The 17,315-nt window shown below is 69.9% G+C and carries 15 protein-coding genes and 1 tRNA gene; 9 read left to right on the forward strand and 7 right to left on the reverse strand.

Going from position 1 to position 17,315, the window contains the following annotated elements; all coding sequences use genetic code 11:
• Positions 1-46 precede the first annotated feature (46 nt).
• The 9 genes from CR165_RS17050 to CR165_RS17085 all read left to right on the forward strand — a co-directional run bounded on the left by CR165_RS17050 (position 47) and on the right by CR165_RS17085 (position 10,600).
• Positions 47-123: transfer RNA gene (locus CR165_RS17050), tRNA-Met, on the forward strand.
• A 210-nt stretch (positions 124-333) separates the two neighbouring features.
• A complete protein-coding gene (locus CR165_RS17055) occupies positions 334-1,641 on the forward strand; it encodes a coiled-coil domain-containing protein (protein WP_146201931.1) in 1,308 nt (435 codons plus the stop codon).
• A gap of 522 nt (positions 1,642-2,163) precedes the next feature.
• Positions 2,164-2,310: a hypothetical protein gene (locus CR165_RS25115; RefSeq protein ID WP_181378213.1), complete on the forward strand. Its 147-nt coding sequence runs from the start codon at positions 2,164-2,166 to the stop codon at positions 2,308-2,310.
• Between the two features lie 167 nt (positions 2,311-2,477).
• Positions 2,478-3,635 carry a beta-glucosidase gene (locus CR165_RS17060; RefSeq protein WP_109518154.1) on the forward strand — a complete coding sequence of 386 codons (1,158 nt, stop codon included), beginning with the start codon at positions 2,478-2,480 and terminating at the stop codon, positions 3,633-3,635.
• Positions 3,632-5,452, forward strand: coding sequence for an ABC transporter ATP-binding protein (locus CR165_RS17065; protein ID WP_109518155.1), 1,821 nt, complete (start codon positions 3,632-3,634; stop codon positions 5,450-5,452). Before CR165_RS17060 ends, CR165_RS17065 begins: the two co-directional genes overlap by 4 nt.
• A gap of 86 nt (positions 5,453-5,538) precedes the next feature.
• Positions 5,539-6,759: a glycosyltransferase family 1 protein gene (locus CR165_RS17070; RefSeq protein WP_219929777.1), complete on the forward strand. Its 1,221-nt coding sequence runs from the start codon at positions 5,539-5,541 to the stop codon at positions 6,757-6,759.
• Positions 6,752-7,897 carry a UDP-galactopyranose mutase gene (gene glf / locus CR165_RS17075; RefSeq protein ID WP_109518156.1) on the forward strand — a complete coding sequence of 382 codons (1,146 nt, stop codon included), beginning with the start codon at positions 6,752-6,754 and terminating at the stop codon, positions 7,895-7,897. Before CR165_RS17070 ends, glf begins: the two co-directional genes overlap by 8 nt.
• A gap of 11 nt (positions 7,898-7,908) precedes the next feature.
• Entirely contained in the window at positions 7,909-9,990 is a 2,082-nt protein-coding gene (locus CR165_RS17080) for a sugar nucleotide-binding protein (protein ID WP_109518157.1), read from the forward strand.
• Between the two features lie 91 nt (positions 9,991-10,081).
• Entirely contained in the window at positions 10,082-10,600 is a 519-nt protein-coding gene (locus CR165_RS17085) for a ferritin-like domain-containing protein (RefSeq protein WP_109518158.1), read from the forward strand.
• 86 nt (positions 10,601-10,686) lie between these two features.
• Here CR165_RS17085 and CR165_RS17090 read toward each other — a convergent pair whose 3' ends face one another.
• The 7 genes from CR165_RS17090 to CR165_RS17120 form a co-directional block, all read right to left on the reverse strand.
• On the reverse strand, positions 10,687-11,013 hold the full coding sequence (locus CR165_RS17090; protein ID WP_109518159.1) for a DUF3325 family protein: 327 nt from the start codon (positions 11,011-11,013) through the stop codon (positions 10,687-10,689).
• Complete coding sequence (locus tag CR165_RS17095; protein WP_181378214.1) at positions 11,010-12,590, reverse strand: PepSY-associated TM helix domain-containing protein; 1,581 nt, start codon at positions 12,588-12,590, stop codon at positions 11,010-11,012. Before CR165_RS17095 ends, CR165_RS17090 begins: the two co-directional genes overlap by 4 nt.
• Positions 12,587-12,925 carry a DUF3649 domain-containing protein gene (locus CR165_RS17100; RefSeq protein ID WP_109518161.1) on the reverse strand — a complete coding sequence of 113 codons (339 nt, stop codon included), beginning with the start codon at positions 12,923-12,925 and terminating at the stop codon, positions 12,587-12,589. Before CR165_RS17100 ends, CR165_RS17095 begins: the two co-directional genes overlap by 4 nt.
• Before the next feature lie 7 nt (positions 12,926-12,932).
• Positions 12,933-15,212, reverse strand: a complete 2,280-nt coding sequence (locus CR165_RS17105) for a TonB-dependent siderophore receptor (protein WP_245906514.1) — start codon at positions 15,210-15,212, stop codon at positions 12,933-12,935.
• 220 nt (positions 15,213-15,432) lie between these two features.
• Positions 15,433-16,014 (reverse strand): cytochrome b, encoded by a 582-nt coding sequence (locus tag CR165_RS17110; protein ID WP_245906516.1) that lies wholly within the window; start codon positions 16,012-16,014, stop codon positions 15,433-15,435.
• Positions 16,015-16,121: 107 nt separating this feature from the next.
• Positions 16,122-16,859, reverse strand: a complete 738-nt coding sequence (locus CR165_RS17115; protein ID WP_109518163.1) for an SDR family NAD(P)-dependent oxidoreductase — start codon at positions 16,857-16,859, stop codon at positions 16,122-16,124.
• An 82-nt stretch (positions 16,860-16,941) separates the two neighbouring features.
• Positions 16,942-17,265 (reverse strand): DUF2218 domain-containing protein, encoded by a 324-nt coding sequence (locus CR165_RS17120; RefSeq protein ID WP_109518164.1) that lies wholly within the window; start codon positions 17,263-17,265, stop codon positions 16,942-16,944.
• Positions 17,266-17,315 lie beyond the last annotated feature (50 nt).

The raw sequence follows: 17,315 nt of genomic DNA on the forward strand, positions 1-17,315 counted from the left end.
GGGCCACCAAGCCGGAACTTAACAAACACACGGATACTCTCACCACCGCGGGGTGGAGCAGCCCGGTAGCTCGTCAGGCTCATAACCTGAAGGTCACAGGTTCAAATCCTGTCCCCGCATCCAAATCCTGATAAAAATCATGAGATTTCTGTTCGCTTCTCCTATCGGAGAAAGCGGGCGCAATCTTGTGCCCTTCCTCTCCCTTGGGAAGCTGTTTACCGTCAAACTTGAACAAGACGGTGAACGGGGCGGACCTGCCCTGCTTCCGGCGCCGCACGCAGGGAGATTGTATTGGGAATGATGGCTTACCGCCTCTCCAGACCCGTGGCGCCCATGCTGGCCCTCACCATGTCCATGACCTTGGCTGGTTGCGGCCTGACGATCGAGCGGGCGGCCGAAATCGAGCAGCGCCAGCAAGCCTTGGCCGCTGCGGAGGCACGGGCCGCAGCGCTGGACCAGCGCGTCGCGGAGATGGAAAAAACCCTCGCCGATCAGCGTCAGGCCCAGCAGGATCTTACCTCACTGACCGAGCAGCTGGCCCAGGCCCGCAGCGCCCGCAGCGCGGCGGAGCAGGCCCGTAGCGCGGCCGCCCGTCGGGCTGCCGCCATTCGCGCCGAGATTACGGCCGGCGAGCAGCGCCTCGGCACATTGTCGCGCGGCAGCGAAGGCGAGAATGAGCGGCTGCAGCGGTTGAGCACGGAGCGGAGCCAGGCTGAGGCAACTCTGGCGTCTCGCCAGCAGGCCTTGCGTGAAGCCGAAGCACAGCTTCAGCAGACGCGGCAGGCTGCCACGTCCGCCGAAGGAGAGCTGACCAGCCGCACGGCTGCGGTGGCCGAAGCCCGTGCGCGCCTTCAGGAAGCCACCCAGGCCACCGAGCAGGCCAATTCCCGGCTGCAGGGGCTGGAGCGCCGCTGGGCTGAACTGACGGGCCGCTCGCAGCAGGAAGAGGCCCGCCTGGCCACCCTGCGGCAGAATCTCACCAATGAAGAGGCTGCCCTGACGCGCCAGCGCGCGGAGGCTCAGCGGCTGCAGGACGAACTTGCCCGGCAGACAGCCGCGCGAGATGCGGCCACGGCTTCTGTCGCCAGCCTGAACAGCCGCCGCACCGAACTCGACAACGCCATCCGCAACGCCGAGACCCAGCTTACCGGCCTGCGCCAGCAGGCTTCCACCGAGCAGCGCCGGCTGGACGAGATTCGCAGCGCGGCCGAAGCAGCGGCTCGCACCAGCGCGGAGCATGATCGCCAGCGTGCCGAGGCGGAGCGCCAGTTGCGCGGTATCCAGAGCGAGCTGGAGACCGCGGAGGCAGCCTTGGCCGCCCGCAATTCCGCCGTGGCTGAAGCTGAAACCCGTCTGGCGCAGGCCCGTAGCGAGACAGACCGCAACAATGCCGCACTGCGCGGCCTGCAGGAGGAAGCCTCCCGCCTGACCGCCGCCAACGAGGCCTTGCGCCGCGAAGGCGGCGAGCTCGAACAGCGTCGCCAACGCCTGGCTGAGCAGGTGCAATCCGCCGAGCAGCGGCTGCGCAGCCTGGAAAGCACCGTCGAAACGGTCCAGCCGCGTCCCGTCTCTCCGCAGATCTCTCCCGCGCCTGCGCCGGAGACGCCCGCTCCGGCCGAGGTTCCTGCGGCACCCCGCTGACACGATATCCTGCCGGCCACACGCAGCCTGCGGCCGGCAGGCCGATGCTTCTCTTCTGTCCGCGCCGCACACAGTTCATGCCAGCTCAAGCTGTGGCGGCATGGCCGGCTGCACGAGATCGTGCGGGATTGTGGCGCCTCCTTCGCTCTCCCGTCTGCGACCATCATCGGAATGCGTGGTTTATCTCACGTCGGATTGGCCTTGCCCTGACCGGCAAGGCTGTCCGGTGCCGGAGGGTCCATGTTCCGCAGTGCGTTCGAGACCGCGACCAGGATTCCTGGAGCCTGCAGTGCCAGGGCCGGATCGGTTGCGGTCGCAGGGGTTCCTGGCAATCTGACCGGGCCCCTCCGGCGCGCCAGAGACCGGGTATGCCGTACCTCTGCCTTATCCGAGGAGAGCATCGGCACTTCGGCCGTCTCCCCGATCGCTTGAAGCAAGCGCGAGGATTTTTCCCGTTCCCCGGATTGTCTCACGTTGGCCTGTCCGGCCTTTCCACGCAGCACACACCAGCCCGGAGGCACCATGACCATGATGAATTCCGCACTCATTCCTCTGGCCGTGATCATTGTCGTCGCCGTTGTCCTTCTCGGCCTTAACCATGCCGAGTTCCGGGCGGTGTTCCGCCGCCGGCGAAATCCGCCGCAGGCGCAGAACGACAAGGCCAAGTAGCGTACAACCTTGCCTCTCAACGCGGAGGCTCATCGCAGAAAGGCTGGAACCTTTCAGCAGGGGCGCGGCTATGCCAACCGGTAGAGCGGCTTGGCGGCATGAGGCCTGGCCGGAGTCTCTTGGCTTGCCGAGCCGCCTGGGAATCCGAGCCGAGGTTGAACCGACGCATGGTCGCCGATGCCACGCCTGCCTTGTTCCGCAGCTTTTTTCTCGGCGGATTTGAATGTTCCACGCACCGCCGGCGCGACGGCCGAAGGCTGGATCTTCTCGCCGGGACCAGACACGACAGGCTGGCTGCCGCCGACTACCAGGCTCTGCGCGAGCACGGCATCGCCGCCGCGCGCGATGGTCTGAGATGGCACCTGATCGAACAGGCACCCGGCGAATACGATTGGTCCAGCGTCCTGCCGATGCTGCGAGCGGCAGAGACAGCCGGCGTGCAGGTGATCTGGGACCTTTGCCACTATGGCTGGCCGGATGATCTCGACATCTGGTCGCCCGCCTTTGTCGAGCGCTTCGCGGCCTTTGCCGCCGCCGCGGCTCGGCTGGTGCGGGAGGAAACGGTAGCGGCGCCCTTTTACTGCCCGATCAACGAAATCTCTTTCTGGTCCTGGGCCGGGGGGGAGATGGGGCGCATCAATCCCGGCGCGCGGAGACAGGGTGGTGCGCTGAAGCGCCAGCTGGTGCGGGCCGCCATCGCCGCCATCCGGGCCATCCGCGCAGAGGACCCCCGGGCCCGCTTCATCACCGCCGAGCCGCTGATCCATGTCGTGGCGGGCACCAAACGCGCGGCGCGCCATGCAGAGACCTACCGCCTCTTCCAGTTCGAGGCGGTTGATCTGCTGAGCGGCAGGGCAGAGCCGGAGCTGGGCGGCGCTGCCGACCTGATCGACATCATCGGCGTCAACTACTACCCCGACAACCAGTGGTACCATGGCGGCCCGACCGTGCCGCTTGGGCACCATGCCTACCGCCCGCTCTCCGACATGCTCGCCGAGGCGCATCGGCGCTATGGCCGGCCGCTGCTGATCGCCGAGACGGGCGCGGAAGGATCGGCGCGGGCAGCGTGGCTGCACTATGTCTGCGCCGAGGTTGAGGCCGCGCGGGCGGCGGGGGTGCCCGTCGGCGGGCTCTGCCTCTACCCGGTGCTGGACTATCCCGGCTGGGACAATGGGCGCATCTGCCAGGCCGGGCTGTTCTCCATGGCTGGTCCCGCGGGGGAGAGGGCCGTGTTCCCGCCCCTGGCGCAGGAGTTGCGGCGCCAGCAGGAGTCCATGGGCCGGAAGTCCGAACATTCGCCGTCGCCCGATCCGGTGTTTTCATGACGGGAGGCCCTGCGGACAAGATTCCCGAGGATGATGCCCGACGGCCGGCATACCTGCGTGCGCCCGGCGCCTTCATCCTGCGCTACCTGCGGGGCCGGCCGCTGCATTTCGCCGGATTGTTCATCATGGTCCTCGGCGCGGCATCCTGCGCCATCGGCCTGCAATACGTGACGAAGCTTCTGGTCGATGCCATGGCCGGCCCGCGCGAGGCCGTCGCCATCTGGACAACGGTGGCATTCTTCCTGGCGCTGATCGCCCTGGAGAGCATCCTGTGGCGGCTCAGCGGCTGGCTTGGCTGCCGCACCACCGTGGGCATCGGCGTCGATGTCCGCCTCGATCTGTTCGACTACCTGAACGGCCAGCCCATGCGCTACTTCGCCGAGAACCGGGCGGGTGCGCTGGGCCAACGCATCACAGCCACTGCCGGGAACTTCGGTGCGCTGGTCAACACCGTCGTCTGGCGGGTGCTGCCGCCCTGCGTGGATTTCGCCGGAGCGCTGCTGGTGTTCAGCCTGGTGGACTGGCGGATGGCGGTGGTGCTCGGCGGCTTCGTGGTTCTCATCACGGCCGGGCTGATCCTGTTCGGCGAGCGCGGGCGGCCCCTGCACCGCCGCTATGCCCAGAAGGGCGGCGAGGTGGCGGGCGAGCTGGTCGACGTCATCGGCAACATGTGGGCGGTGAAGGCGTTCTCGGCCCGGGCGCGGGAGCGTGCCCGGCTGGCCGCCGGCTTCACCGTCGAGGCGGAGGCGCAGCGTGCCTCCTGGATGTACACGGAATGGGCCCGGCTGCTGCACGACGTGGCGTTGCTGGCCATGGCGGGATCGATGCTGTCCTGGGCGGTGACGCTGTGGAGCGACGGCCGCATCACGCCGGGCGACGTGGTGCTGATCAGCACGCTGACCTTCCGCATCCTGCACGGCTCGCGCGAGATGGCGCTGTCGCTGGTCGACATGGCGCAGCAATTCGGCTTCATCGAGGACACCCTGCACGTCATCGCCCAGCCACAGACGGTGCGCGATGCTCCGCAGGCGCAGCCTTTGCGTGCGGGAGAGGGAAGGGTGGAGTTCCGCGATGTGCATTTCTCCTACGGAGATGCGCGCGAGGCGGTCGATGGCCTGACCCTCTCCATTCCCGCAGGCCAGAAGCTCGGCATCGTGGGCCCGTCGGGCGCCGGCAAATCCACCCTGATCCATCTGCTGCAACGTCTCTACGACGTGCAGCAGGGCGAGATCCTGATCGACGGGCAGGCCATCCGCGCGGTGACGCAGGACAGCCTGCGGGCAGCTCTGGCGGTGGTGCCGCAGGAGATCCTGCTTTTCCACCGCTCGGTGCGGGACAACATCCGCTTCGCGCGGCCTGACGCCAGCGAGGCCGAATTGCGGGCCGCCGCGCAAGCCGCCTGCTGCGATGGCTTCATCCGCCATCTTCCGCAGGGCTACGACACGCTTGTGGGGGAGCGGGGCGCGAAGCTGTCTGGCGGGCAGCGGCAGCGCATCGGCCTGGCGCGGGCCTTTCTGAAGCAGGCTCCCATCATCATCCTGGACGAGGCGACGTCGGCGCTCGACACGGAATCCGAGATCGAGGTCCAGCGCGCGCTGGTGCGGATGGGGCGGGCGCGGACCGTCATCTCCGTGGCGCACCGCCTTTCCACGCTGAGCAGCTTCGACCGCGTCATCGTCATCCAGGGCGGCCGCATCGTCGAGGACGGGGCACCGGTGCTGCTGCGCGCGCAGGGGGGGCTGTTCCAGCGCATGTGGCGGCTGCAGGCAGAGGGGCTGTCGCTGGAGGAGGTGGACTGCTTGTCGATAATTCCTTGAAAGAAATGAGGCCGGGGCAGGAACCGGGGCCATAGGAGCGGGTTGCGGAGTGGTTCCGTTCCGCCCTTGCCAAGAGAGCCCCCCGCATGACCGCTGAGAATTCCGCTCCCGCCAAGAATCCATGGTCTGGTGGCAAGGCTCGTCCCCTGCTGGTCTGCTTCTCGCATCTGCGCTGGAATTTCGTGCAGCAGCGGCCGCAGCATTTGCTCAACCGCGCGGTTGCCGACCATCTCGTCATCTACTTCGAGGAACCTGTCTGGGAAGAAGGGCTGGAGACGGCACGGCTGGATATCCACGCGCAGCCGAGTGGCGTGCGGGTGGCGGTGCCGGTGCTGCCGGCCGGCCTCGGCGGCGACCAGGCCATCGAAGCGCAGCGCGGAATGCTCGACGAAGTTCTGGACGCGCATGCGGGCCAGGAGACGATCTTCTGGTACTATACCCCGATGGCGCTGCAGTTTGCCGGGCACCGCGAGCCGGACCTTTGCGTCTATGACTGCATGGATGAGCTCTCCGCCTTCCGTGGCGCGCCTCCGGAACTCGTCGCGCTCGAAGCCCGGCTGTTCGATCTGGCCGATCTGGTGTTCGCCGGCGGGCAGAGCCTTTACGAGGCGAAGCGCTCCCGCCATCCGAGCGTGCAGGTGTTCCCCAGCAGCATCGACAAGGCGCATTTCATCCGGGCGCGGCAGCCGGGCCGGCAGGATCCTGCCGACCAGCGCGACATCCCGCATCCGCGGATCGGCTTCTTCGGCGTCATAGATGAAAGGATGGATACGGCACTGGTCGCGCGCGTGGCCGCGCTGCGGCCGGAGTGGCACTTCGTGATGCTGGGCCCCGTGGTGAAGATCGACCCGGCGAGCCTGCCGCGCCTGCCGAACCTGCACTGGCTGGGCAGCAAATCCTATCAGGAGCTGCCCGCCTACCTGGCCGGATGGGATGCGGGGCTGATGCCCTTCGCGCTGAACGAGACCACCCGCTACATCAGCCCCACCAAGACGCCGGAATTCCTGGCCGCCGGCATCCCTCTCGTCTCGACCGCGGTGCGCGACGTGCAGCGCCCCTATGGTGCGCTGGGCCTGGTCGGGATCGCTGCGGGCGAGGCCGCGACGGTGCAGGCGCTGGAAGCCGCCATGTCCAGGCCCCGTGGGCCCTGGCTGGCCTCTGTCGATCGCTATCTCGCGGATCTGTCCTGGGATGCGACCTGGGGTGCGATGCACCAGCTGATGCGGCAGCGCGCCGAGCGCTCCCTTCCCATGGCCGTCACCGCCTCCGACCCGGCGGCCGGCACGGGGAGGCGGGTCCATGTTTGACTGGCTCATCGTCGGCGCCGGCTTCGCCGGCAGCGTGCTGGCCGAGCGCCTTGCCTCGCAGCGTGGCGACAAGGTGCTGGTGATCGACAAGCGCAGCCACATTGCCGGCAACGCCTATGACCGCCATGACGCGGCCGGCATCCTGATGCACCAGTACGGCCCGCATATCTTCCATACCAACTCGCAGGCCGTCTTCGACCATCTCTCGGCCTTCACCGAGTGGCGCCCCTACGAGCACCGCGTGCTGGCGCATGTGGACGGGCAGCTCCTGCCGATCCCGATCAACCGCACCACCATCAACAGCCTCTACGGCAAATCCTTCACCACCGAGGCGGAGACCGAGGCCTTCCTGCAAACCCTCGCCGAGCCGGTGGACGAGATCCGCACCTCCGAGGATGTGGTCGTCAGCCGTGTCGGGCGCGAGCTCTACGAGAGATTCTTCCGTGGCTACACCCGCAAGCAGTGGGGGGTCGATCCGTCGGAGCTGGACAAATCCGTCACGGCGCGGGTGCCGACGCGGGTCAATGACGATGACCGCTATTTCGGCGATCGCTACCAGTTCATGCCGGCCGCCGGCTATACCCGCATGTTCGAGCGGATGCTGGACCACCCTCGCATCACCGTCATGCTGAGCACGAACTTCGCCGATGTGCGCAAGCACATTCCGCACCGTCGTCTGATCTTCACCGGCCCGGTCGATGAGTACTACGACTTCCGGTACGGCCGGCTGCCCTACCGCTCGCTGCGCTTCGAGCATGTGACGCTGGACAAGCCATGGCACCAACCCGTGGGCGTGGTGAACTACCCGCAGACCGAGGATTACACCCGTGTCACCGAATACAAGCACCTGACTGGCCAGGAGCATCCGAAAACCAGCCTGACCTACGAGCGCTCCGCCGCAGAGGGCGAGCCCTATTACCCCGTGCCGCGCCCTGAGAATGCGCTGCTGTACAAGCGGTACGAGGCGCTCGCCGATGCGGAGCGGGATGTCTGGTTCGTCGGCCGGCTCGCGACCTACCGCTACTACAACATGGACCAGGTTGTGGGTCAGGCGCTGTCCACCTTCCGCCGGATCGAGGAGGCGTTGCCTGTTCCGCCGGCGGGCCGTCAGGTCGGGATGGCGGCTGCGGCTCCCTGAGGACGCCCGGCATGCCCCTGGACGCCACGCCGGCCCGGCCTGTCGAGGTCTGGGGCGGCGTCGAGGCCAGCATCGTCCGCATCGGCGAGCGCTGGCGCGACCAGGCGGTGGAGACCGGCCACCGGGCGCGGCCGGAGGATCTGGAGCGCATCGCGGCGCTGGGTATCGGCACGCTCCGCTACCCGGTGCTGTGGGAGAGCGTGGCGCCACGCCATCCGGGGGAGCGGGACTGGTCCTGGCACGATGAGCGCCTCGGCCGCCTGCGGCGGCTGGGAATATCGGTCATCGCCGGGCTGCTCCACCACGGCAGCGGCCCGCGCTACACCAGCCTGCTCGATCCGCTCTTCCCCGAGAAGCTGGCCGCCCATGCGGAAGCCGTGGCCCTGCGCTACCCTTGGGTCCGGCACTTCACCCCGGTCAACGAGCCGCTGACCACCGCGCGCTTCAGCGGGCTCTACGGCCACTGGTACCCGCATCGTAGCGACGCGCCGGCCTTCCTCCGCGCCCTGGTCAATCAGTGCCGCGGCGTGGTGCTGGCCATGCAGGCCATCCGGCGCGTGACGCCGGAGGCCTCCCTGGTGCAGACGGAGGATCTCGGCCGCACCTTCGCCACGCCGCTGCTGCAGTACCAGGCGGCGTTCGAGAACGAGCGGCGCTGGCTTTCCTTCGACCTGCTCTGTGGCCGCGTCGGTCCACTGCACCGGCTGTACGCCTTCATGCGGGCGAACGGCATCGCCGCCGCCGAGCTGGACTGGCTGCGCGCGAATGCGCGGCCGCCCGACATTCTCGGCATGAACCACTACCTGACCAGCGACCGCTACCTCGATGAGCGCCCCGAGGCCTATCCGGCCTCGGCGCAGGGCGGCAATGGCCGGCACCGCTATGCCGATGTCGAGGCGGTGCGCGTCGACCTGCCGGCCAGCGCCCTGGAGCCGGCAGCGAGGCTGCGGGAGTTGTGGGACCGCTACCGCCGGCCTGTCGCCCTCACGGAGGTGCACCATGGCTGCACGCGCGAGGAGCAGCTTCGCTGGCTGGCGGAAGGCTGGGATGCCGCCGTGGCGCTGAAGCGGCAGGGGGCGGATGTGCGGGCGCTCACGGTCTGGGCGCTGCTGGGGGTGAGGGACTGGAACTCCCTGCTTCTGCGGCAGGATGGCTTCTACGAGCCGGGCGCCTTCGACATCCGCAGCACGCCGCCGCGCCCCACCGCGCTGGCGGCGGCCACCGCCGCGCTGGCCAGCGGCCGGCGCTTCCATCACCCGGTGCTGGACACGCCCGGATGGTGGCGGCGGCCCGGCCGGCACTACGTCACCCCCGCAGGCGGCGTTCCGGACACGCTGCGCGCGGCCCCCCCGGTGCTGATCACCGGTGGGGCGGGGCGAATGGCGCGGGTACTGGCGCGGCACTGCGCCATGCGCGGCCTGCCGGCCGTGGCGTTGCCGCGCGCCGCGCTGGATATCACCGATCCGGCCGCCGTGGAGGCCGCGCTGGCACGGCACCGGCCCTGGGCGGTGATCAACGCCGCCGGCCATGGCCCCGAGGCCCGCGCGGCGCGCCCTGGCGAGGCCATGGGGGCAGGCGTCGTCGCGGCCGCCTGTGCCGCGTCGCGCCTGCCTTTCCTGCTGATCTCTGCGGCGCAGGTCTTCGGCGGCAGTGGCCCGCGCGCCTTCACCGAGGAGGATACGCCCCTGCCATGCTGCCGCTTCGGCCACGACAAGGCGGCCGCCGAGGCGCTGGTCCTGGCGGCGCACCCCACCGCCCTCGTCATCCGTGCCGGCCGCCTCGTCGAGATCGGCGCCGCCGGCGGCGCGCCCGATACGCCGGCAGCGGCCGTCAGCCACATGCCCGATCTGGCACAGGCCATGCTCGACCTGCTGGTGGATGGCGAAAGCGGCATCTGGCACCTGACCCACCCTTCGCCGGAGCCATGCGCGGAGCCCGGGCCGGCACCGCCGGAGGGTGGCACCGTCTGCCTGGCCTCCTGCCGTGGTCATCTCATGCCGCCGCTTGGCGCTGCGCTGCGGGAAGCGCTCTGGCCCGCCGCCCGGCCGCCCGTCGGCGCGGGCGAGGTCTTCCTGAACGGCAGCTCAGCGTGAGGGCGGGCCCCGCGCCGGTTGGAACCGTCCTCCTCTGCCCAGGTTGAGTCGTCTCGGCCCGGCATCGCCGGGTGGAACAGGGAGACAGGATGTGAGCGACACGCAGCAGAAGGCGCAGGAAGTCTACATCGCTGGCCTGCGCAACCAGCACGGGGTGGAGAAGCAGGCGATCCAGCTGCTGGAACGGCAGGTGGGGCGGCTGGAGAACTACCCGGAGATGGAAGCGCGCATGCGCGCCCACATCGCGGAATCAGAGCAGCAGGCGCTGCGCATCGAGGAGATGCTCGCGAGCTTCAACACCAGCCATTCCACCGTGAAGGACACCGTGCTCCAGTTCATGGGGAACATGGCGGCGCTGGCGCATGCCCCCGCCTCCGACGAGGTGGTCAAGAACAGCTTCGCCAACTATGCGTTCGAGCACTACGAGATCGCTTCCTACAAGTCGCTGCTGACGCTGGCCGAGCTGGTGGGCCATCAGGCCGGGCTCAGCGCGCTGCGGCAGTCGCTGCAGGAGGAGGAAGCCATGGCGCAATGGATCGACGAGCATCTCGGCCCGACCACCTTGACCTATGTGCAGCGCGCCGCGCAGGGCTACACGGCGGGCGTCTGAGGCGCGGCGCCGCGGGCCGCCCTTGCCGGCGCAGGATTGCCCGCGCCGGCATGGCGCAGCCCGCGCCTGCCATCACGCGCCGGCCATCAAGCGCCGGCCAGGGTGGAGACGAGTCCCAGCACCAGGAAGCCCGCCGAGATGGCGGGCGCCGCGCGCGGCATGTAGCAGACCGACAGGACCAGCAGGTTGGCGGCCGTTGTCAGCAGGCCCAGCCAGAGCAGGGTTCCCATTCCCCATCCCTCCGCCAGGACCAGGGAAGCCAGGGCGGCTGCGAGCAGAAGGAAGCCGAGGCCGGACAGCAGCCTCCGCCGCCGGGGCGTGACGGCGCGCCGGCCCAGGATCTGCTCGTGATGCCGGGCCATCGCCAGGCACAGCGCGGTGAAGCCGGAATAGGCGAGGGCAAAGGCCATCATTGCGGAAGATCCGCCACGGGCCGCGCCGGGGCCTGACCGGCCGTCCGGCCGGACGGAGCCGGCGCCGGCCGGTGCCGCGCCACCTTCCAGCACAAGCCTGCCAGCATCACGCCGCATGCGAGCAGGCCCAGATCGAACCCCGCGCGCACCATGTCTCCGTCCTCCAGGGTCGCGAGGAGATGGCGCCCGGTCGAGACGGCGCTCAGCGCGGGCAGCAGCAGGAACCCGGCCGCCCCGGCGGCGAGCTGCTCTGCCCAGGCGCGGCGGCCCGGGCGGAACAGGGGGTGCAGCAGGCACAGGCCCCAGGCGATGAAGAAGACATGCACCTCCCACGCCGCGCGCTCCGCCATGCCGGACGGCAGCAGCCGGTTGGCCCAGAAGAAGGCGGCCATGGCGAATGGCAGGCCCGCTATGGCGGCGATGTTGAGGTGCTCGACCAGGCGCGTGCCGAACCCGATCCTGCCCTGCCGCGCCGCCTGCTGGCGTTGCTTCACGGCCCAGAGGATGCACCCGGTGGCCACCATCACGGTGCCGGCAAGGCCGGAGAGCAGAAAGAGCGCGCGCAGCAGGGGGCCGGCGAAGCGGCCGATATGCAGCCCGTACATCACGCCGCGCAGCTCGGCCGCGGGACGATCGGTGCCGCTGGCGTGAAGGAGAGCGCCGGTGGCACCGTCGAAGGTCAGGCTCTGCGCGTTGTTGGAGATCCGCGCGGAATCGGCGCGGACCAGCTGGATGGTGGCGCTGGAATCGCCCGGATTGGCCACGACGATGCGCCCGATCGCGCTGCCCGGCCAATGCCGCTGCGCCTCCTGCACGAGGGGGGCGATGGGCACGAGCGGCGCAGCGCTGCCGGTGCGCTGGCGCTGCGGCGGGTTGCCGAAGGCCTCCGCGTTGAAGGCCGCGCGCTGGTCACCCGGATAGGCGGTCCCGACGCCCCAGGGCATCACCATCATCATGAAGAGCACCAGCCCGGTGTAGGTGATCATGAGGTGGTAGGGCAGCGCCAGGACGGCGCAGACATTGTGCCCATCCAGCCAGGAGCGCTGGCCCTTGCCGGGGCGGAAGGTGAAGAAGTCGGCGAAGATGCGGCGGTGCGTGATGACGCCGCTGACGATGGCCACCAGCATGAACATGGTGCAGATGGAGACGATCCAGCGCCCCCACAGCACGCTCACGTAGTGAAGCTGGAAGTGGAAGCGGTAGAAGAACTCCCCGCCCAGCGTATCCCGCGCCGCCACGGGCCGGCCGGTGTCGGGGTCGAGGACCTCGCTGCGGAAGCCGCGCCCGCGTGCGGCCGGGTCGCGCCAGAAGACGCGGGTGGTGGTCTCCCGCGCATCCGGCAGGGTGATGAACCAGGCCGGCGAGGCGGGGGCGATTTCCTGCATGGCGGCCACCGCCACGGCGGCATTGTGCGGGCCGGGCCTGGACAGCGCCAGCTCCGGCCGCATCCAGTAGGAGATCTCCGGCCGCAGATACGCCGCCGTGCCGGTGAGGAAGACGGCGAAGAGCACCCAGCCGACCAGCAGGCCGGTCCAGGTGTGCAGCCAGGCCATGGACTGGCGGAAGCCATCCTTCACGGTAGGTGACCCTGCAGGAGGAAAAGGACCAGGGCGAGGGCCGCCGCCACGGCCGCGAGGCCCGCCCAGGCGCGCAGGACGCCCGGGGCGGCGAAGGCCCAGACGATGGCGGCGGCATAGACGGCGAAGCTGGCCATGGTCGCGGTCAGCACCGCCTCCGCCCGCGGCATGGGCAGGCCGAGGGAGAGCGCGGCGGTGAACAGCGCCGCGACGGCATAGCCGCCCCCCGCACCCGCCAGCACGCGCAGGGCGATGCCCATTGCCCGGCGCAGCGCCGCGCCCGGCGGAAGCCGGGTGCGGAACGCCCGGCCGGTCCCTGCGGGAAATCCCGGCATGGACCGGTCAGAACCGGTAGCGGACGGAGCCGGTGACGGTGCGGCCATAGCCATACCAGCAGCTGCTGTAGGCGAAGCAGCTGTTCACGTAGCGCGTGTCGGCCAGGTTGCTGACATTGACCGCCGCCTGCATCCCTTCGAGGTTCCGGCCGAGCTTGCCCAGGTCGTAGCGCAGCGCGGCGTCGAACAGCGTGGCGGCGTCGACCTTGAAGGTGTTGGCGTCGTTGCCCCAGGAGGAGCCGAGATACCGGACGCCACCACCGAGGCCGAGGCCCTCCAGCCGGCTTCCCTCCGGCAGGGTGTAGTCGAGCCAGGCGGAGGCCGTGTGGCGCGGCACGCCCCAGGGCGTCTTGCCTTCCAGCGCCACGGTGGAGCTGGCACGGGCGGGGACGAAGCCGTCATCCCCGCGCGCCGTGTTGTCGCTGCGGCTGAATTCCACATCCTGGTAGGCGTAGGCCGCCGTCAGGCTCAGCCCGGTCATCAGGCTCGCCTTGGCCTCCAGCTCGATGCCGCGGGAGGTCGTCTCGCCGGACTGGACGCTGAACTGCGGATTGGCCGGGTCGGTGGACAGCACGTTCTGCCGCACCAGGTCGAAGGCCGCCACACTCAGCAGGAGATTGGTGCCCGGCGGCTGGTAGCGCAGGCCAACCTCGTACTGCCGGCCGCGCGTGGGGTCGAAGGGGTTGAGGAAGCGGTCGGTGCCGCTCTGCGGCTCGAAGCTCTCGCTGTAGCTCACATAGGGCGCGAAGCCGCTGTCGAAGAGATACACGGCGCCGACACGGCCGGTGAAGGCATGGTCGGTCTGGCGCGAGCTGCTGGTGCGCAGGCCGGTCGCGACGGCGCTGTTCTCGGTGGTGGAGTCCGACCAGTCGAGGCGGCCGCCGAACAGCAGCACCAGCCGCCCCAGCTTCACCTGGTCCTGCAGATACGCGCCGAGCTGGTTCTGCCGCTGGCTGCTGTAGGTGCTGAAGCCGGGCCAGAAGGTGGCCTGGTTGGCATAGGCCGGGCTGAACAGGCTCTGCCGGGGCAGCCTCTGCCCCAGCGGCGTGGTGGAGAGGGCGGAGCCCGTATAGGTGTCGCTCAGCACGCGGTAGTAGTCGAGGCCGGCCAGCAGGGTGTGCTGCAGCGGGCCGGTGCCGAAGCTGAACTGCGCCTGGTTGTCGATCGTGAAGACGTCGAAATCGGCATCCGTGCCGTAGACCGAGCGGACCAGGCTCAGATAGTCCTGCGTGATGCCGGCGCCATAGACGCTCCGGTACTCGCCCTTGGTGTGCAGGTAGCGGAAGTTCTGGCGCAGCGTCAGCCAGTCGCTGGCACGATGCTCGGCCAGGTAGCCGGCCATGTAGTGCTCGCGGTTGGAGCGTTCCAGGTTCGGGTCGCCATCGTAGAAGCGGGTGCCGATGCGGCCGCGGGGGTTGTGGAGAACCGAGCCCCAGGCCGGCACGCTGCCGTAGGAGCCGGATTCCGGATCGCGCTGGTAATGCGCGAACAGGGTGATGCTGGTGTCCTTGCTCGGGCGCCAGGTGAGCGAGGGAGAGAAGAAGTAGCGGCGCTCCCGCGTTTCATCCAGCTCGCCATCGCCCTCGGCATAGGAGGCGATGAAGCGCCCGAGCCATTGCCCGTCCTCGTCCAGCTTCCCGCTGAAATCACCCGCCGCCCGGTAGCGGTCGCGCGTCCCCGCCTCCAGCAGCACCTCGCGGATGCGCTCCTCCGTCGGGCGCTTGGTGATGGCGTTGACGAGGCCGCCGGGCGGCGAGGCGCCGTAGAGCACCGAGGCCGGGCCGCGCAGCACCTCCAGGCGCTCCAGCCGGTAGGCATCGATGCTGGGATTGGCGTCGCGGCCGCCCGCCAGGCGCATCCCATCGAGGTAGGTCGCCGGCGAGTAGCCGCGCAGGGTCAGCTGGTCGAGCCGCACGGCGGTGGAGCCGCGCGTGTCGGTCACCGCGCCTGCGGTGTAGCGCAAGGCCTGGTTCAGGTTGCGCGCATTGCGCGCCTCGATGTCGTCCGCGGTGACGACGGAGATCGATTGCGGCGTCTCGATGATCGGCGTGTCGGCCTTGGTGCCCGAGGCGCTCACGCCCGCGACGAACCCCTGCACGGGGCTGTGCCCCCGCTCGATGCCTGCCTGCACATTCACCTCGGGCAGGACAATGCTGCCGGAGAAGGTGTCGGCCGCTGTTCCTTCCTGCGCCAGGGCCAGGGCGGCGGGCATGGCGATGGCTGCCGCGGTCAGGGCCATCAACGCGCCGGCGCGCCGCGCCGGGCCCGGCTGTTCACCTTCTGTCATGGAAAATCGCCCTTGCCGCCAACGTGCTAATGATAATCGTTCGCATAATCTTTCCGGGCTGTAACAGGCAAGGGTTCGGGTTACAATATTTCCGGTCCTGGGAGGCTGGCGCCTGCCGTGTGGCCGCCGCGCCACAGGGCCCGCGGGGCGATACTTCCTGAACCGGTCGGCAGGCAGCCCGCACCGGCGGGGGAGGAAAGGGCGCGGCGGCCCGCCCCGGTCAGCGCCGGCCGGCTTCCGTGCCGGCGGCCGGGAGAGAGGCCGCGCCGCCGCCCATGCGCGCCCAGGTGCCATCCCGCCAGACGCGGTGGTGCACCAGCACCATGACGACATGCCCGGCCACGGCCGCCAGCAGCATCCAGGCCAGCAGGCCGTGCGCGAGATCTGCCGGCGCCATCAGGGCATCGATCCTCTCCCGCCCGCCCGGCAGGAGCGGCAGGCCGAACGGCGCGAAGGCCCGGCCGGACCCGTAGTGGCGCAGCAGCGCCAAAGCCGGCACGGCCAGCATCAGCCCGTAGAGCGCCAGATGGCCAAGCCGGGCCGCCTGCCCGGCCAGGCCCGCCGCATGGCGCGGCCGCCGCCGCAGGTTGAGCAGGCTCCAGGCGCCACGGGCGAGCACCAGCACGAACAGCAGGCTGCCGACGCTGACATGGCTGCCGACCATGAAGGCCGTCACCGGGGAGCGGCCGACCGTGAGCCGCACCGCCATTCCGGCGAACTGCCAGAGGAAGAGCAGGGCCATGCCCCAGTGCAGCAGGCGGCTGACCAGGCCGTACCGCATCGGATCGTCACGCCATCGCACGGGCAGCAGGCTCCTGTTCCGCCATGAGGACGGGGGCTGCGAGCCGGCCGCCGCCCGTCCTGCCACGGGGCCGGCGGGCTGGTGGCAGGGCAGGGTGGCGGTGCGGCCTAGGTCTGGGTGCCGCCATTGACCTGCAGCATCTGCCCGTTGATGAAGGCTCCCGCCTCCGAGGCGAGGGTACGGGCGAGGGCCGCCACCTCGGCCGGGGTGCCGAGCCGGCCCGCCGGGATGCGCGCCAGCACCGCCGGCGGCCCTTTCGCCGTGTCCTCCCCATCCTTTGCGGTGGGGCCGGGCGAGATGGCGTTCACCGTGATCCCGTGCGGGCCGAACTCCTTGGCCAGCGCCTTGGTCAACCCCCACACCCCGTGCTTGGCGACGGAGACGGCGGCGTGCCCGTCATAGCCCTGGATGGCGTTCATGCCGGTGAAGCTGATGATGCGGCCCCAGCCGCGCGCCAGCATGCCGGGCAGGCATTCCCGCGCCAGCCAGCGCGCCGCCTCCATGTCGACGGAGAGGACCTGGCGCCAGGTCTCCTCCGTGGTGTCGAGGAAGGGGACGGCGGGGCGGATCGCCGCGTTGTTCACCAGCACATCGACCGGCCCGAGGCCCGCCGTGGCCTCCGCCACGATCCGCGCGCAATCCTCCGCGCGGCCGACATCGCCCATGACCACCAGCGCGGCCACGCCCAGCGCCCGGGCCTCCTGCGCCACGGCCTCGCAGGCTGCGCGGTCCGACGAGCCGTTGATGACAACGTCGAAGCCGTCCTGCGCCAGGCCCAGCGCCACGGCACGGCCGATGTTGCGGCCTGAGCCGGTGATGAGCGCGACCTTGCGTGTCTGGGCCATGGAACCGTTTCTCCCTCCGCGATGATGCGGCGGCGCGCAGTCTATGGGCCCCGCCCCGCCAGGGCCAGCCGCGGAGGGCCGGTCAGGCGGCATCCTGCCAGGCGAAGGCGAGCGGCGCCTCGCGGAAGGCGAAGCGGTCCAGATGCCGCTCCACGACGCCTTTCAGGCCCGCAAGCTGGCCCTCGGCGCTGGCGGCCAGGTGGCATTCCAGCCCGTCGGCGCGGGCGTGCAGCCGCAGCGTGGCGGCATCGGGCCAGTCCGCCCCCCGCGCATCGCGCGGGAACACGATCTTGCCCTCGTCGGCGGTGAACTCCACCGCGAGGTTGTGGCTCCAGTGCTTGCAGAGCTGCTGCAGGTAGCGGCTCGCATGGGCGGTGGGCACGGTGGCCCGGCTCTCGAAGCGCATCGGCTTTCTCCCAAGGATGGAGAGGGCTGCGGCCGCCCGGCGCCGTGGCG

It is taken from the genome of Teichococcus aestuarii (assembly GCF_003116135.1).
In the GTDB taxonomy this organism is placed as follows: domain Bacteria; phylum Pseudomonadota; class Alphaproteobacteria; order Acetobacterales; family Acetobacteraceae; genus Pseudoroseomonas; species Pseudoroseomonas aestuarii.

Bases quoted from the DNA above. Each gene is read 5' to 3' on its own strand.
- CR165_RS17055 (WP_146201931.1), top strand. From the start codon at position 334: ATGCTGGCCCTCACCATGTCCATGACCTTGGCTGGTTGCGGCCTGACG.
- CR165_RS25115 (WP_181378213.1), top strand. From the start codon at position 2,164: ATGACCATGATGAATTCCGCACTCATTCCTCTGGCCGTGATCATTGTC.
- CR165_RS17060 (WP_109518154.1), top strand. From the start codon at position 2,478: ATGGTCGCCGATGCCACGCCTGCCTTGTTCCGCAGCTTTTTTCTCGGC.
- CR165_RS17065 (WP_109518155.1), top strand. From the start codon at position 3,632: ATGACGGGAGGCCCTGCGGACAAGATTCCCGAGGATGATGCCCGACGG.
- CR165_RS17070 (WP_219929777.1), top strand. From the start codon at position 5,539: ATGACCGCTGAGAATTCCGCTCCCGCCAAGAATCCATGGTCTGGTGGC.
- glf (WP_109518156.1), top strand. From the start codon at position 6,752: ATGTTTGACTGGCTCATCGTCGGCGCCGGCTTCGCCGGCAGCGTGCTG.
- CR165_RS17080 (WP_109518157.1), top strand. From the start codon at position 7,909: ATGCCCCTGGACGCCACGCCGGCCCGGCCTGTCGAGGTCTGGGGCGGC.
- CR165_RS17090 (WP_109518159.1), bottom strand. From the start codon at position 11,013: ATGATGGCCTTTGCCCTCGCCTATTCCGGCTTCACCGCGCTGTGCCTG.
- CR165_RS17100 (WP_109518161.1), bottom strand. From the start codon at position 12,925: ATGCCGGGATTTCCCGCAGGGACCGGCCGGGCGTTCCGCACCCGGCTT.
- CR165_RS17105 (WP_245906514.1), bottom strand. From the start codon at position 15,212: ATGACAGAAGGTGAACAGCCGGGCCCGGCGCGGCGCGCCGGCGCGTTG.
- CR165_RS17115 (WP_109518163.1), bottom strand. From the start codon at position 16,859: ATGGCCCAGACACGCAAGGTCGCGCTCATCACCGGCTCAGGCCGCAAC.
- CR165_RS17120 (WP_109518164.1), bottom strand. From the start codon at position 17,265: ATGCGCTTCGAGAGCCGGGCCACCGTGCCCACCGCCCATGCGAGCCGC.